The organism is Solimonas sp. K1W22B-7 (assembly GCF_003428335.1).
GTDB lineage: Bacteria > Pseudomonadota > Gammaproteobacteria > Nevskiales > Nevskiaceae > Solimonas_A.
The window spans coordinates 764,133-778,937 of the sequence record NZ_CP031704.1; the positions used below are offsets into that span (position 1 = coordinate 764,133).

Genomic DNA, 14,805 nt, shown 5'->3' on the forward strand with positions numbered 1-14,805 from the left:
ATGGCACAGATCGTCGTTCTTGCCGGGACCAACGGAGCGGGCAAGAGCAGCGTCGGCGGCGAAGCATTACTGCGCGCCGGCGCCCGCTTCTTCAACCCCGATCTCGAGACCCGGAACATTCTGGCCGAGTACCCCGGGATGAGCCTCGACGAAGCCAACGCGCTCGCCTGGAACAAAGGCGCCGAACTCCTGCGCCGGGCGATCGACGGCGACCTGGACTACGCATTCGAAACAACCCTGGGCGGCAAGACCATCACCGACCTGTTGATCGAAGCGTCCCGGCGCGGGATGACGGTGCGGATGTGGTACTGCGGTCTGACCAGCCCGGAGTTGCACATCGAGCGCGTCGCGGCCCGCGTCGCTGCCGGCGGCCACGACATCCCGGAACACAAGATCCGCGAGCGCTATGACGCCAGCCGCGCGAACCTGATACGGCTGCTTCCTCACCTGGAGGAACTGCGCGTGTTCGACAACAGCGAGAACACGTCGCCGGAGACGTTGCCGGAAGCAGGGGCAGCCCCCGCGTTGCTGCTGGCCACCCGCCGCGGCCGCGTGAGCTACATCGATTCCGGGAGAATGCAGGAGTGGGTCAAGCCCATTGCCGCGGCAGCGATGCAGATAGGGTTTGATGCGGCTCGCTAGCCGCCGGCGGCGTCGCGCAAGGCCCGGTGATTGAAAAGCGCTGCCTTTGGGCGCAATCTGGAAATCCGCGTCAAACGGGAGAACCACCATGGCCTACGTCGACTGGCATATGCAGGGGATGCAGATCTCCAACTGCAACTGCGATCTCGGGTGCCCCTGCCAGTTCAACTCGCTGCCCACGCATGGCAACTGCCGCGCCTTCGTGTTCATCCAGATCGACAAGGGCCACTTCGGCGACGTGCCGCTGGACGGGCTGCGCTGGGGCGGCTTCTACGAATGGCCCGGCCCCATCCACCTCGGCAACGGCAGGGCCATGCCGATCATCGACGAGCGTGCCGACGCGAAGCAGCGCGCCGCCCTTGAAGCAGTGGCCTACGGCAAGGAAACCGAACCGGGCTCGCTGATCACGCAGGTCTTCAGCACCACCCTGAGCAGCGCGCTGCCCACCCAGTTCAGGCCGATCGACCTGAAGATCGACCAGAAGGCCGGCACCGCCCAGGTCAGCATCCAGGGCCTGATCGACGCGCATGCCGAGCCGATCAAGAACCCCATCACCGGCGCGCCGCATCGCGCCACCGTCAGCCTGCCCACCGGCTTCGAGTACACCGAGGCGGAGTTCATCTCCGGGACCGCCAGGACCACCGGCGAGATCAAGCTCGAGTTCAACGGCACGCACGCGCACATCGCCAAGGTCAACTGGAGCACCCACGGCCTCGTGCGCTGATCGCCGGGCCGCTGCGTGAGGCCGGCCGGTCTCGACATCGACACCCCGCTGGAGTCCGTCCTCAAGCGCGACCGGGCCATCGTGCTCGCCGGGCTCATCGCCGCCGCCGCCCTCTCCTGGCTGTACCTGGTGCTGGCTTCGCACGACATGTACGGCGCCATGGACGGCATGTCCGCGTGGATGATGACCGCCGCCTGGGACACCGAGTACAGCCTGCTGATCTTCGGCATGTGGACCGTCATGATGGTCGGCATGATGTTGCCCAGCGCCGCGCCCGCGATCCTGCTCTACAGCCGCATCCAGCGCAGCAGCGGCCAGGCCACCGCGGTGACGCGCAGCTACGCCTTCATGGGCGGCTACCTGCTCGCCTGGACCGCCTTCAGCGCGCTGGCCACCCTGCTGCAGGGCCTGCTCGCCGCGGCCAGCCTGCTGTCGCCGATGATGGACAGCGCCCGCCCGTGGTTCAGCGCCAGCCTGCTGATCGCCGCCGCCCTCTACCAGCTCACGCCGCTCAAGCAGACCTGCCTCGACAGCTGCCGTTCCCCGGTCGATTTCCTCACCCGGCACTGGCGCCCGGGGCTCGGCGGCGCCGTCCGCCTCGGCATGCATCACGGCTTGTACTGCGTCGGTTGCTGCTGGGCCCTGATGCTGCTGCTGTTCGCCGGCGGCGTCATGAGCCTGCTCTGGATCGGCGCCATCACCGTCTACGTGCTCGCCGAAAAGCTCGCACCCCAGGGAGCGCACAGCAGCCGCTGGAGCGGCGTGCTGCTGTTGCTGGCCGGCGCCTGGTTGCTGGTGAAGAGCGCCTGAAGCTGCAGCAGGGCGAGCCCTCGACCCGGACGCGGCTTTTCCTGCTCATGGAAACAGCGGCCGGAGTTGTAGGAGCGAGCTTGCTCGCGACAAGCTCGTTATCCCGAGCAAGTGCTGTTGCTGGCCGGCACCTGGCTACTGTTCAAGCGCCGAAACGCAGGACACCCACCGCCTCTGCTCCCTCGGCGGCGCACTGGACCGTGTGCGCAGCGGCGAGAAGCCCGGTGAGACGGGCGAACAGAAGCTCGCGGTGACACCGCAACTCCTGCTCGACGTGGACGCCATCACCGGCATGAAAGGCGACGCCAGGCTGGTGATCCAGCGCGCCCAATGGCGTGACGGGCAGGGCGGCGCAGACTCCGGGCGCGTCTGGCAGATCAACCTGCGCTGGCGCTTCTGAGCAGGGGCAGGGCCTCGCCACTGGCCCTGCCGAAGCAAAGAGAGCGTCGTAGATTCCATTGGCGTCCGAAACATGACACCTGAATCATGTCTCTGTTTCTTCGTTGGAGAAGGGCGGGTTCCGAAGGACAACAAGTGGTTGCCGAGTATCTGTTTGCCGTGCTTTATTTCGCCTATGCAGCACATTCGGCAAGCCTCGTCCCGAGGAAACTTTCCGACTGCAACGGTCTGTTCGGCAGGTGAGGGTACGAGGCGTATATGAATACTAAAAAAAATGTGAGCTACAAATGGATTTCGAAATGCATTCGGCGGCCATGCCGTTCTTATCTCCGCGCGCTTCTACTCGCCCCGCTACTCCTTCCTTCCACCAGTTTCGCTGCACCTCCAATCGTAGCGCCTGCAGTGATTGCACCTCCCAGGCCGGCGAGCGGACAATCGGAATCTGCCGGGTCTTACTATTCAGTTTTGAGCGCTCTGCAGAAAGATGTGTCTGGGTTCCCCCCGCCTGCGGAGTACGTAGTCAACGGGAGCCAGAATGTCAGCACCAACTTGATTGCCGCAAGGCGTATTGTTTTTCTGCCGAATGCGAATTTGGTTTTCACCGGGCTGCGCAATCCGGGTCCGGTGCAAATTGTAGCTAATGAAATATCGATCCAGGGCAATGCAACAATTTCCTGGGTGCCGGCCTCGGATACCTCAAAAGTGCCCCCGGCGCGGGGCCAAGCACCGAATGGTCTATCTGGTCGATTCAGTGGAGAGCCTGGATCTCGTGGCAACGATGGAGAACCAGGAAATAATGGATACAGCGGGGCAACGGCGCCGTCCGTATTGCTTCTTGCCTCGACGATAACTGGGAGCGGCCTGCTTGCCCTAGACCTCCGGGGCCAAAGCGGTGGCCTGGGGGGGCAGGGCCAAGCTGGCGGCGATGGCGGGCCGGGAGCTCGCGGTGAAAACGCCAAGGAAGCGCCTTTTGCAGGTTGTCGTGCCGGTCCGGGTTCTGGAGGTACGGGTGGGGATGCAGGCGGCGGCGGGCGTGGTGGGAGCGGTGGTGCCGGTGGTGATGGTGGAGATTTTGCCCTTGTCGTCGCCGATACAACATTGGCGGATCGATTTCGAGTCTTCAATGACGGTGGGTTGGGAGGCAAGGGCGGAACGGGCGGGCCTCCCGGTAAGCTTGGGATTCCAGGGAGTGAAGGGGCGACGACTGGGTGGTGCCAATCCGCCTCTCGACCTGGAACTTCCGGGAAGTTGGCGAGTGCGGGATTGGACGGGCCGAAAGGGGGCGATGGGGTGGTCGGCAAGTTCTCGATCATTCAGGCAACTCCAGAACAGTTGCAGGCCTTTCCTCCGAGCCGCGCCCAATAGGCCTCCATGAAAGCCTGGGCTCGACGCGTTTGCGTGGCGGCTGTGGCGCTCAGGGCTGTCTGCATTCCCGCTTCCGCCGATGCTGATGCTCTTCCAGGTGCAGAAGCAGACAAAACTCCCCGGCTGGCCCTGGTAATCAGCACCAGTGAGTATGGCGACCATAGACTTAGCAATGTGAGCAATGCCTTAAATGACGGCCGCCTGGTTGCCGAAAGACTCGTCGCCAGCGAGTTTGACACGGTGCTGCGGGAAAACGCTGATTACGAGTCCATACTCACCGAAGTGGATGACTTGGCAGATCGAAGAATTCGATTGCAAAAGAATCGTCGAGTCCGGCCGCTTGTCGTCGTTTACTTTTCCGGACACGGATATCGTGCAGGAGACAACGATTTCATCACCGGGAGCGACGTCAATTTCGACAGCCCCACTGAGAGCAGTGTTTCGGTTCAGTGGATAATGTCTCGCTTGGCATCAGACTCGACAGCAATCATTTTTGTAGATGCGTGTAGAAGTCATTTGGCAAAGGCGATTGACAACGAAGATCCGCTGGCCAAGGCGTTCGCCCCCATAGAGGATCGTCGGGAGCGGGAGAGTGAGCAAATTCTCTACCCAACGAGGAACTGGCATGCGAGGAATGGTATGTATTTGTTTGCCACGGAACCCGGAAAGGCGGCGTGGAATAGTGCTAAACGGTCGCCGCACAACAGTCCATTTGCCCAGCAGATAGGAGTAGAGCTGAATAAGCCTGGAGTGCCGCTTGCATCTCAGATAACTGGAATTATCAAGGGAGTCGGCACGGCAACAGAAGAAAAGCAGGCTCCACAGCCAGTTGGATCAGTCGGCACGGTTTATCTTCTAGAGAACGAAGAGTCTCAGGAGGAAATGCAGCAAAAGTGGAATCGGGCCCGGACGTCCGCGACCCTGGACGATGTAAACCGCTATTTGGACGACTATCCGGCGGGACCTTGGCGATCCGCTGCGATTGAATGGCTGGACCACAACAAAGGGGAATCAAGATGACTGCCTGCTCGTATCCGGCGGCGAGAATCATACTCATGGGAGTCGCCCTGGTTTTTGGTGGATTTGCGAGCGCTCAAGACGAGGATATTCCACCCCTGAAACCGTATCAGGCAGCGCTTGATAACTACAAGAATCGTGAAAAGCTTGGGCGAAAGATTTTCCAGGGAATTCCGGCGACATTTTCAGATCGCCCATGGCAAGTGGGCCTGATGGTTCACGCGATCAGCGATCCCATGTACGCCCACTACTGCGGGGGCGTGTTGATCGACAGTACAACTGTATTGACTTCTGCGCACTGCGTATCTGAAGGGCAAACTGCCGGGGACATCGACATCCTTGCGGCCACCGATGATCTAACGGCGGCGGGGCAGCGCATCGGAGTAAGCGTGATATGCATTCACGAGGACTACGTTCCATCCACCCATGCGAACGACATCGCAAAGCTGGTCCTTGGTGGAGCCATCACGAGCCCCGCTGTTCCAATAAAGCAATTGGCCTCCAAGGCAGATATAAAGAAAGGCTCCAATGTCACGGTCAGTGGCTGGGGAAACATTTATGACTGGGGGTTGAAGTCCGAAAAACTTCTGAAGATTGTGATTCCGATCCAATCGCAGAAGCTATGCAATGCAAAGGACGCATATGGCGGGAGAGTTCTGGGTGATATGTTTTGCGCCGGAAAGGCTGAAGGCGGAATGGATGCCTGCAATGGTGATTCTGGTGGCCCGGCAACGCTGGGGGATGGCGCGAATGCACATCTTGCGGGGTTGGTGAGTTGGGCAAGGATCAAGAGCTGCGGCCTGGCAAAAGTCTACGGCGTTTATACAAATGTTCCGGTGCTGTCCGGTTGGATTGATACTCCAATTGTTTCTGACTCTAAAGGCCAGCAGCCGAATCCGAAGGGCTGCAAGTAATGCAGTGGCGTTGCCGAATGAAGGGGGAATCCATGAAAACGCGTTGGGGGATTGCACTGATGCTGTCTGCCTGCTTGTTGTCGAGCAGTGGAAGTGCCGCAGAGAGTTCTGCGGATACCGCCAGCCCGTCTGACGGTTGCGACAAAGCTACGGTGCCTGAAGGAAGCAGCGATGCGGTGAAGGCGGTGTATGAGGCTCTCCAGGCCAAGTGCGCGGAGCTCAAGCTGCAGAATGTCACTGATACGATAAAAAACCTGAAGGTGCAGGGCCTGATCGCTTCCTTGGGAAGCTTCTCGGACATCAAATCGCTGAGCGGCGAGATAAAGAACCCCGAGAAGGCTGATCATCTGGGCGAACTGCTTGCGGGGCGAGTCCTGTACACAGCCGGACAGAAAATCGGCGGGAAAGTTAAGGGAAGACTTGATCCGCTGAACAAGATTACGATAATCGTTGATCCAAAGGTGACCTCGATGAGGGGAGCCCTGGAGATCGCAATGCAGGATTTGAGTAGCCACGAGGCGGCAATTTTATCCTCGAGTGCGAAGGCCAGCACGGCGCTAAAGGATGCGCCCGCAGCGGGAGGCAGCGAGAATCGGATGGGGCCGGCAGCCATGATTGCTTTGGTGCCACCCGTGATTGAAGCAGCGAAATCAATCGGTGGCCTCTTCAAGGACGAGACCACGCTTTCCGCTTTGCCGGTAAAGGGGGATTCAAACCTTCTGATTGCTGGCTTTCGTGATTGCGTGGAAACAACTGCCATCCTGCATGTTCCTGGGTTTGGGACGATGGGCAGCGCCTTCGCGAAGAAATTCTCCACGATCCAAAGGGCTTCGGATACCGCGCGTCTTCTGGTGGGAAAGCTGGAAGCGGAATCCGAGAGGATCAAGGGGAAGGCTGGTAAGAAAAGGAATGAAGAGCTGAAAGTGGCGGAAGAGGGTCTGGAGGGGGCGCTTAAGGCTTTTGAACTGTATGCGAGCAGGCTCCACGAGCCCCTTAAGCCGGATGTGACAGAAACGTTGTTCGAAAAACTTGCGATCACATCCGAGACGTTCGGGGATTCGCAATCGGCGTACCTGGTTCTATATGCGTCGCAGCTAGGTGCAAGTGGTGGTACGCGAAAGCGAACGTTTGGATCGGATCAATTGGCCTATCTCGCGAGCTCCAACGTTCTGTTCCTCATCCTGAGCAAGGATGGAAATCTGATCTATAGTGGGGCAGTCGATGGCACTGTTGCTCTAAAGACTACGATTTCGGCAGCGGCCGATGATATGCGTGCTGCGACCGGTACTTCTGTCTGCCCCACGAAGTAAATCAAAAAGGGGCCAGGCTTGACCTTTGTCCAACAAAGTCGATCCTGGCCCCTTGACCGGCCTGCATGTTCTTCGGGCTTGGCCTGCGCTGGAAACTCTCCGCCGTGGAGTCCCGCTACCGCCGATACGGCAACACGCTGGTGCGCTCTTCAGGCGTGGTGATCAGCGGCAGCGTGCGGCTGGCGACCATCCAGGCGATTCCGAAAGCCACCAGTCCCGCCGTCTCGCAATAAAGCACCAGGGCCGAGTCCTTGTTTGCAGCCTTGTCGGCCAGAACCGCATCCAGCCCGATCAGCGCAATGGAAGCGATGATGATCGCGCCACAGGCTGCGTAGATGCTCGCGCGCCAGTTGGCCTGCCGATGCTGCTTGGCCCGTGCACGCCGGTAGAAAACGACACACATGCCCGCCAGCACCAGGAACATCGCGGCGGCGCTCGCAATGTGAGCCGTGTTGATCAAGTCCTCTTTCCGGCAGCCGCAGGCGCAGGGGCACAGGGCAACGCCCAGCGCGGCCAGCGCGGCGATCTTGCTCATGAACCACTCGCTTGCATGCTCGCCGTTGTAGGCCAGCAAAAAAGAGCTGATGGCAAACAGGAAGCCCACGAAGACATTCCGCGCCATGTCGTCGGCATGATACGAGGCACTGATCGAAGTCAGATCCTTCCCTGCGAGCGCCATGGCAAAGAACGGAAGGGTCACTGCAATGAGCCCGACGATGAGCTTCAGGACGTGATGATCGATCTCGTACTGCTTGAACGTGGCGCGCATCCCCAAGCCTCCGATGACATTCCCCAAACTCACGTTAGTGCGCTTTCGGGCGAGAAGCAACGGCGGTCTGTAGAGGCTGATGACACCTGACTCATGCATCATGATTTGGAAACAACCTGACTGGCCTGTCACGTTGCAGCACTTGGGTTGCACGCGCAGCATGAATACCGGGGCGCGGAAACAAGCGCAGGGACCAAGGCTAGGGGAGCAGCATGAGCATCAGGCAAGTGGAAGTCCCGGACAACAGTTCGGGCGATATGAATTTCACCGCCACGAAAGTCGTGGCTGCCGTACCGCACTCGCATGCGTACTCGCCGCATGCCACCGCCAGTTCGGTGTTGTTCACTGACCTGAGTGCCCGCGCCCAGGACGCGGGCGGCGTAGCGGCGATCTCCGCCACGCTGCAGACCACCCTGGAGGGCCGTGCGCCAGGCCGGGTCCGGATTGACGTCCGTGGAAAAGTCGTGCTGTCCGCCGGCGCCAAGGCCGCCGTCTACGTGCTGGACGGCAGCACCCGGCGCGGCAAGAAGTTCACCAACCGCGACCAGGACCTGTTCATCAGCTGGACCCGGCGTGCAAAGCCCGGAGAAGTCCTGCAACTGACCCTGTTCGCCACGACGCGCGTAACGGCGAAAGTCGGTGGAGGACTGGAAGGATTCGTGGAGCTGGACTCCATCGACATGGTGTCGCTGGCTTCGAAAAAGTAAGCGACGAAAAGTGCCCGCTTGAAGGGGCCGGATTCGAACTCCCCAGGAGCGAAGTCGATTCAACGCGAAGTGTCCTGAAAGCCTCGGAGGCCGAGGCTTCTACAACCGGAGGAATGTCATGCTGATCTATCGTGTCCTGGACGTGGTGGTGGTGCGGCAGGAAGGAAAACTGGTGGTGATGGCCAGCGGGCTGGCTTCGTCGACGGGCTGGACCCACCCGAAGCTCGACAACAGCCATGATCCCAATCCCAAGGACAAGATCGCCGAATTCACTTTCGAAGCGACGCCGCCTGCAGGTCCGGCTTTGCAGGTGATCACGCCGATTGCCGCGACCGCGGTGATCGATGACGCCATCGATGCGGTCCTGGTCAAGGCTCGCACCAACAGCATCAGCGTGCACGTGAGCGAGTTCGTATCCCAGCAGGTGGGCGCCAGCTCGCCCGCCAATCCCGGCCTGCGAGCCCTGAGCCTCCGCGCCGGACCCTCCAACGGCCTGACGCCGATCCCGCCCGACGGTGGCGATGGCTGGCCGCCGTATCCGCGTTGGCCTTTCCCCGGCTGGCCGCCGATTCCGCGCTGGCCACATCCCAAGACGCTGGCCATCGGCGAGGAGCATGGTCCCTGGACCACCTCGCCGCTGATCGACGATCCGATGAATCCCCTGATGCGCGGCTATCCCTTCGGTCAGTACTGAGTGGCCCTGCTACTGGCCGGCGGTGCGCTGGATCCGAATCTGTCGTGTGTCGCTGCGGCATGCTCGCGAACAGGCGCACCACTGGTTGATTGCCGGTTCGAGCAGGAAAGCAGCCCGGCGTTCAGCTGGCAATTGGGCCCGGGGGCGGCGGACGCCGGCGAACTCGCCGGCGTCGCCGCCGCTTTTTTTCGCTACGACGTATTCACCCCGGTGTCGTCAGGCGAGCAGGCCAGCACGCTGCGAGCCTCTGCGTGGTTCCAGTGCGTGAACGCCTGGGTGCTGTCGCGTCCCGGCGTCCGCGCGCTCAATCGGGACATGAAGCAGGCCGCCACCAACAAGATCGCCGTACTGGCCCTCGCCGAAAAGCAGGGTCTGCGCATCCCCCGCACGCGGGTCTCCAACCTGCAGGAGCATGCAATGGCGATGGCAGCCGGCGGCGGTGTCACCAAGCCGGTCACCGGGGGCGACTACTGCCGCTTGCTGCAGGACGTGCTCCCCGGCGTCGAGTTCCGGCACGGCCGGGCACCCCTGCCTGCTTTCCTGCAGGAGCGCCTCAGCGCGCCGGAGATCCGCCTGTATGTGGTGGGGGAACACCGCTTCGCGTTCGAAATGCGCAGCTCGTCCCTCGACTACCGCGAGCACCAGGACGTGGACGTGCTGCCGGTCGAAGTGCCGGCGGAAGTAGAGCCGCTGCGTGCGCTGATGGCTTGCCTGGGGATGGACTTCGGAGCGGCGGATTTCAAAACCGACCCGGCCACAGGCAAGCGCATCTTTCTTGAGTTGAACAACAGCCCGATGATCGCCAACTTCGACCAGGTGGCCCAAGGGGCCATTGCGGATGCCATCGTCCGAACGCTGCTGCCATCTGGTGGCGTCTGAGTCCGTATCCTTGCCGACGGCCGCCAGCGCGTGGAAGAAGGGATTGGAACGGCCTGCGTGAAAAGTATCGAGGCCCTTTTTTTCCGTCCATGTGCAGGGCGTGGCTGCCGGAGCGGGTCTGGAGTCTGTCGCGGAAGGCGGATCAAGGAATCCGAAATCGTCGAGTCCCATCAACATGACAGTCGAGTCATGTGTCATGTCGAGATGATCAGATGTCAGCGTCCACCGCGCCACGCCACGCCACGGCGTCCCCGATGAATTTTCTGTTTCAGCCGTTGCTGCTGCAGCGGCAGGGAGGATAGGGTAGAAGGACCGCGCATCCGATTGATCGGGGGAATCATGCAACTGGATCTTTGTCCACGACGTGATCGCTGCACCACGGAGCTTGCGCAATGGTGACGCTCGTCGGTGAGGTCAAGGCCGCACGCCAGGCCGTTCTTGCCGAGGCCCTGCAGCGCTGGGAGCGGCACGCACGCCGCCGCGATGCCGACAGGAAATCCATTGCTGCCCAGGGCCCCGGCGCCGCGGATTCCGAAATTCAGCGCAAGCGCTATGCCGAGCGCGAGGCACGCCGCAAGGCCATCCAGCAGTTCTCTGCTGCCGAGCGAATGATCGGAGATGCCTGGGAGCCCACCGTCTTCGCTCCGAGCGAACGCGCGCGCCAGGCGGCCATCCCGGTGGCACGCATCGTCACCCTGCCGGGAAAAGGTTATGAAGCCCAGGGCGTGGCTACGGGCTTCCTGATCAGTCCCGGGCTGTTGATGACCAATCATCACGTGTTCCCGGATCCCAGCTATGCCCTCAGCATGGGCGCCAACTTCCTGCACCAGACCGACGAGAAGGGAAAGCAGCTCGGCATCTTCTTCGCGGTGGAGCCCGAGACCTTCTTCCTGTCCGACGCCGTGCTCGACTATGCGATCGTCGCGGTCGCAGCCCGTGGCACCAACGGCGAACGCCTGGAAGACCTCGGCTTCGTCCGGCTGATCGAGGCGGCGGGCAAGATCCTGAAGGGCAGGCCGGTCAACATCATCCAGCACCCCGGTGGTGGCGCCCGGCAATACGCCACCACCGGAAACCTGCTGCTCGACATCCTCGACGAAGGCTTTCTCCACTACGAGGCTGACACCGCCCAGGGTTCCTCCGGATCGCCCGTGTTCAACGAAAACTGGGAGTTGGTCGGACTCCACCACTGCGGCATCCCGGATAGCAGGGATGGGCAGATCCTGCGCGACGACGGCAACCCCTGGAATGCCGAGGGCGATCCGGAGGACGACATCCACTGGCTCGCCAACGAAGGCGCCCGGGTAAGCCACATCGTCGCCAGCCTCAAGATGGTCCGGGTCGAAAGCGAGGCCCAGCAGCGGATGCTGACCGAGCTGCTGACCAGCACGGCGGATCCGCTGCGCAACGTACAGATCGAATCGGCGGCACCGGATGCCGCTGAAATGAGTTCAAAGGGAGGGGTTGGCATGGCGCAGAACATCTTCAACATCAGCGGCAACGTCACCATCAATTTCGCCGCGCCGGCGGCTGCGGCTGCCGTGGTTCCGCCCGAGAAGCCGGCACCCACCCCCAAACCGATTACCGCGCTCGAAAAGACCCAGACCTTCGATCCGGACTATGCGGAACGCCCGGGATACGACCCGGATTTTCTTGGCGTGGAGGTGCCGCTGCCAGGCGTGACAGCGGCGCGAGCCGAGGAGCTGTATACGGTAGACGACTATCGGGCCTACCTCGCTGAAGACCGCAACGCCATCGAACTGGACACGCACAACCTCGGCGGCACAGACCCGCTGGAGCTTCGCTACCATCACTTCTCGCTCGTCACCAACAAGAAGTACCGCATGCCCATGTGGACCGCGGTAAACGTGGACTACAGGGCCGAGGCCCGCGAAGACCCGCGGTCCCGCCAGGATTTCGGCGGCGAGAACTGGCGGCTCGATGGTCGCGTGCCCAAGAAGTTCCAGCTGGTGGATGCCGACATCTACGGCCCCGCCGGAAACTTCGATCGCGGCCACATCGTGCGGCGCGACGACAACTGCTGGGGAGAATCGGGGCTCCCCACGGCCTACGCCAACGCGGACACCTACCACTGGACCAACTGCACCCCGCAGCACGAGTTGTTCAACCAGGAAACGCCCGACGGCAAGGAATATCGGGGGCGCATCGGAATCTGGGGAGCGTTCGAGGGGCGGCTCGCCGACCAGATCGAGGCAGGCGGCGGACAGGCCGTGATCTTCGCCGGGCCCGTGCTCGGCACGGATGGCCGGACCCATGACTTCGGCCGCGGTCGGGTGTGGTATCCGCTGAAGTTCTGGAAGGTCGTGATCGTGCCGGAAACCACCCGTCGCCGGCCCAGGCTCCTGGCCTATGGTTTCGTGTTCAACCAGAGCGCGGTGATCAAGGAGTTTGGCCTCGACATCAAGGAGGGGCTGGACCTGACCGGGTTCGGGCGGCAGGCAAAGTCGATCAAGGCCATCGGCGAACTGGCCGGCATCGAGTTCCCCGATGTGGTGATCGCCGCGGATCAAGCCCCCTAGGGAAGCTCTGATTAAGTTGCCGTTCGCCCTGAGCCTGTCGAAGGGCGGGCGGCAACTCATTGACCGGCCGTGGGGAAAGTCCACCCGTGCTTCGACAGGCTCAGCACGAATGGACTTTTCAGAGGGTCCCTAGTGTCCTGAGTTAGAAGTTCGCTGCAATCGTCCCCTCTCCCGCCTGCGGGAGAGGGTGCCCGGAGGGCGGGAGAGGGTTTCTGTAAATCGTCCTGTGGTTAGCCCAGTCTAGATTTACAGAAACCCTCTCCCCTCTCGCCTAACCCCTCTCCCGCCTGCGGGAGAGGGGACGCCGTTTAATTCAACGAACTTCCAATTCACGATACGAGTAGCGCAGGGATGCAGGGCGGGCAAGCCTTCCGGCTTCGCCCGCGCGCGCCCTCGCTTGCCGCGCGCCTGTATCGCCGCGCCCTTCACCGTTCCCCCCGGCCTCATGAGACCTGACAGTGTCGTCAGGTTGCAGAGACGCCGCGGCAGGCGTTAAGTACGTGAAGGACTGCTCGGTCACGTCGGGGGATGTGACAAGCCGGCGCAGCGAAAAGAAGGTGAAGGGGGAGCGATGAACCCGCGCATCCTGTCACGGCCGGTACCCGTTTTCGCCGCGCTGCTGCTCGGCGCATGCACGCACCTGACGGCGTATCGCGACAATCACGAACCCTGCCCGGCGGGCGCCGTGCCCTCCGCCTGCGCCGACCGCCCCGTGCAGGACGTCACCGTGCCCAGCGGCGGCAGCTACCGCATCGGCTACATCGAGTTCGACGATCAGGGACACCTGTTCGATCGCCGGCAGATGGATGCGGTGATCAATCCGCTGATCGACGACGCGAGCAGCACCGACTTCCTGATCGTGGTTTTTGCGCACGGCTGGAAGCACAGCGCCCAGGGCATTCCCCAGGACGACCCGAACATCAGCACCTTCAAGGGCGTGCTCGAGCAGCTCACGCAGACCGAGCAGCAGATCTCGAAGCTGACCAAGAGCCGGCCGCGCAAGGTCGTCGGCGTATACCTGGGCTGGCGCGGCCTGTCGGCCACCTGGCCGGTGGTCAAGGAGCTCACCTTCTGGGACCGCAAGAGCACCGCCCACCAGGTCGGCGAGATCGGCGTCGCCGAAGTGCTGATGCGCCTTGAAAGCCTCAAGGACATGCGCCGCGCCTACCTCGACAGCATGCCGGGCAAGCGCCGCAACTCCAAGGCCGCCTCCTGCGACGAAGACCGCGAGGACGAGCGCAGCCGCCTGGTGGTCGTCGGCCACAGCTTCGGCGGCGCCATCGTGTTCTCGGCACTGGCGCAGCGCTTCGAGGAGCGCTTCATCAACACCGCCTGCGGTCCCTTGCAGGCCAGCCGCGTGCGGGGCTTCGGCGACCTGGCCGTGCTGGTCAACCCGGCCTTCGAAGCGATGAAGTTCTCGACCCTCTCCGACATGGCCTACGAGCGCCATTTCTATCCGCCGACGCAGCTGCCGGTGCTGGCGGTGCTGACCTCCGAAGCGGACGGCGCCACCGGCAAGATCTTCCCGCTGGGCCGCTGGTTCTCCACCCTGTTCGAAAAGGAACGGGTCTACGAGCGCCGGCGCGGCGACGGCGCCACGCAGCGCGTCAGCGAGAAGAGTGCCAACCGGCAGACCGTCGGCCACTTCGAGCCCTACCGCACGCACGTCCTGCAGCCCGAAGGCAAGTTGCCGAAGCCGGTGCAGGGGCTGTCGGACGTCGAACTGCTCGCCGCCACGGTGCAACTGCTGCAGGGCTGGCGCAGCGACAGCGGCCAGACCGGCAGCCTGCGCTTCGGCCCGCTGAAGTTCGAGCGCGGCATCCACGGCTCGCCGCGCAACCCCTACCTCGTGACCCGGGTCAGCGGCGAGCTGATCGCCGATCACAACGACCTGGGAAACCCCCTGATGCTGGACTTCATCAGGGGGCTGATCCTGCTCAAGAGCCAGCCCGAGGAAAGCCTCCGGGCCTATTCGCAGTACCTGCTGAAGCGTTGAGAAGAAACCGGCGGCGCGAGCAGCGTCGCCGGATGCAGC

General features: G+C 62.3%; 13 protein-coding genes. 12 read left to right on the forward strand and 1 reads right to left on the reverse strand.

All coding sequences use genetic code 11. The annotated features are described in order from the left end of the window. The 7 genes from D0B54_RS03810 (at position 1) to D0B54_RS03840 (ending at position 7,181) form a co-directional block, all read left to right on the forward strand. Positions 1-642, forward strand: coding sequence for a ZTL protein (locus D0B54_RS03810; RefSeq protein WP_117289349.1), 642 nt, complete (start codon positions 1-3; stop codon positions 640-642). An 88-nt stretch (positions 643-730) separates the two neighbouring features. After that, positions 731-1,366: a DUF1326 domain-containing protein gene (locus D0B54_RS03815; RefSeq protein ID WP_117289351.1), complete on the forward strand. Its 636-nt coding sequence runs from the start codon at positions 731-733 to the stop codon at positions 1,364-1,366. A gap of 15 nt (positions 1,367-1,381) precedes the next feature. Then, entirely contained in the window at positions 1,382-2,176 is a 795-nt protein-coding gene (locus D0B54_RS03820; RefSeq protein ID WP_205527262.1) for a DUF2182 domain-containing protein, read from the forward strand. A 250-nt stretch (positions 2,177-2,426) separates the two neighbouring features. Then, positions 2,427-2,576, forward strand: a complete 150-nt coding sequence (locus D0B54_RS03825) for a hypothetical protein (RefSeq protein WP_162932177.1) — start codon at positions 2,427-2,429, stop codon at positions 2,574-2,576. 1,370 nt (positions 2,577-3,946) lie between these two features. Further along, the gene (locus tag D0B54_RS03830; protein WP_117289355.1) at positions 3,947-4,960 is read left to right on the forward strand and encodes a caspase family protein; all 1,014 of its coding nucleotides are present in this window, start codon (positions 3,947-3,949) and stop codon (positions 4,958-4,960) included. A 35-nt stretch (positions 4,961-4,995) separates the two neighbouring features. Continuing rightward, a complete protein-coding gene (locus D0B54_RS03835) occupies positions 4,996-5,871 on the forward strand; it encodes a S1 family peptidase (RefSeq protein WP_162932178.1) in 876 nt (291 codons plus the stop codon). A 32-nt stretch (positions 5,872-5,903) separates the two neighbouring features. Next, positions 5,904-7,181: a hypothetical protein gene (locus D0B54_RS03840; RefSeq protein WP_162932179.1), complete on the forward strand. Its 1,278-nt coding sequence runs from the start codon at positions 5,904-5,906 to the stop codon at positions 7,179-7,181. Between the two features lie 115 nt (positions 7,182-7,296). Here the strand turns inward: D0B54_RS03840 and D0B54_RS03845 are convergent, their stop codons facing one another. Next, a complete protein-coding gene (locus D0B54_RS03845; protein WP_117289362.1) occupies positions 7,297-7,950 on the reverse strand; it encodes a hypothetical protein in 654 nt (217 codons plus the stop codon). Between the two features lie 212 nt (positions 7,951-8,162). Between D0B54_RS03845 and D0B54_RS03850 the strand changes: the two genes are divergently transcribed. The 5 genes from D0B54_RS03850 (at position 8,163) to D0B54_RS03870 (ending at position 14,766) form a co-directional block, all read left to right on the forward strand. Further along, positions 8,163-8,657: a hypothetical protein gene (locus D0B54_RS03850; RefSeq protein ID WP_117289364.1), complete on the forward strand. Its 495-nt coding sequence runs from the start codon at positions 8,163-8,165 to the stop codon at positions 8,655-8,657. A gap of 118 nt (positions 8,658-8,775) precedes the next feature. Next, a complete protein-coding gene (locus tag D0B54_RS03855; protein ID WP_117289366.1) occupies positions 8,776-9,351 on the forward strand; it encodes a hypothetical protein in 576 nt (191 codons plus the stop codon). Further along, the gene (locus tag D0B54_RS03860) at positions 9,352-10,230 is read left to right on the forward strand and encodes an ATP-grasp domain-containing protein (RefSeq protein ID WP_162932180.1); all 879 of its coding nucleotides are present in this window, start codon (positions 9,352-9,354) and stop codon (positions 10,228-10,230) included. It abuts the gene before it with no gap. 392 nt (positions 10,231-10,622) lie between these two features. Further along, positions 10,623-12,770 carry a DNA/RNA non-specific endonuclease gene (locus tag D0B54_RS03865; protein ID WP_117289370.1) on the forward strand — a complete coding sequence of 716 codons (2,148 nt, stop codon included), beginning with the start codon at positions 10,623-10,625 and terminating at the stop codon, positions 12,768-12,770. 571 nt (positions 12,771-13,341) lie between these two features. After that, positions 13,342-14,766, forward strand: coding sequence for an esterase (locus tag D0B54_RS03870; RefSeq protein ID WP_117289372.1), 1,425 nt, complete (start codon positions 13,342-13,344; stop codon positions 14,764-14,766). Positions 14,767-14,805: the final 39 nt, after the last annotated feature.